Source organism: Streptomyces bobili, from assembly GCF_002154575.1.
GTDB classification, from domain to species: domain Bacteria; phylum Actinomycetota; class Actinomycetes; order Streptomycetales; family Streptomycetaceae; genus Streptomyces; species Streptomyces bobili.
Map to the genome: position 1 here is coordinate 1 of NZ_MUBA01000888.1, position 739 is coordinate 739.

The following is a 739-nucleotide window of genomic DNA, read 5'->3' on the forward strand; positions in this document are numbered from 1 at the left end:
GGTGCCCCGTCCGGTGGCTCTCCGGGCCCGCCCATACTTTGAGAGTAGGTTGCCGGGAGCCCGGGTAAACGCCTCGCTGCGCGACAAGTTCTGACAGGTTCTCACCCGTCGGCGGCGGTCCCTCAGGGCGTGCGCGGGACGGCCGCGACGGGTGGCCGGGACTGATCGGTGGAGCCGGACGGAAGCTGCCCCGCCCCTTGTTCGAGCCCGGTCGAGGTGGGCGAGGGGAACTGGTCGCGGTTGCCGGAGGAGGGGGCGCCCCGGTAGACCGCGGCGAAGGCGAGGACGACCATGCCGACGCCCATGAGGACGGCGAGCATCCAGGCGACCGGCCGGTGCCAGCGGACCTGCTTGCCGTACGGTCCGAACCGGCCGTTCCGGCGGCCCCAGGTGTCCGGGTCGNNGGGGCCGTAGAGGTCGTCGTAGCGGGCGCGGCGCGCTTCCGCATCGGAGGCCTCGGCTCTCGCCTGCGCGGCGGCCAGGAGGCGTTCGACGGCGGTCGGCTCGTGCACCGGTGCCGCCTGTACGAAGGCCTCGTCGAAGACCACGGAGGCGAACTCTTCGTCCGACACCCCGCGGTCGTGGTCGTCGTCGGGCTCCCAGCCGTCAGGGAACGGCGTGCCCCCCACGTCCTCCGGCACGGATCCAGAGTAGACCTGGGGGGTCATTTTGGGCAGACGGTCCGGAGATTCATCCGCCTGCTGAGACGGTGCGCAGGCGCTCACGCCCCCGGCGGGCG

1 protein-coding gene is annotated in these 739 nt (G+C 72.7%); it reads right to left on the reverse strand.

All coding sequences use genetic code 11. The annotated features are described in order from the left end of the window. Positions 1-122: 122 nt before the first annotated feature. A complete protein-coding gene (locus BZL64_RS38500) occupies positions 123-641 on the reverse strand; it encodes an SCO2584 family spore wall biosynthesis protein (RefSeq protein WP_483025122.1) in 519 nt (172 codons plus the stop codon). Positions 642-739: the final 98 nt, after the last annotated feature.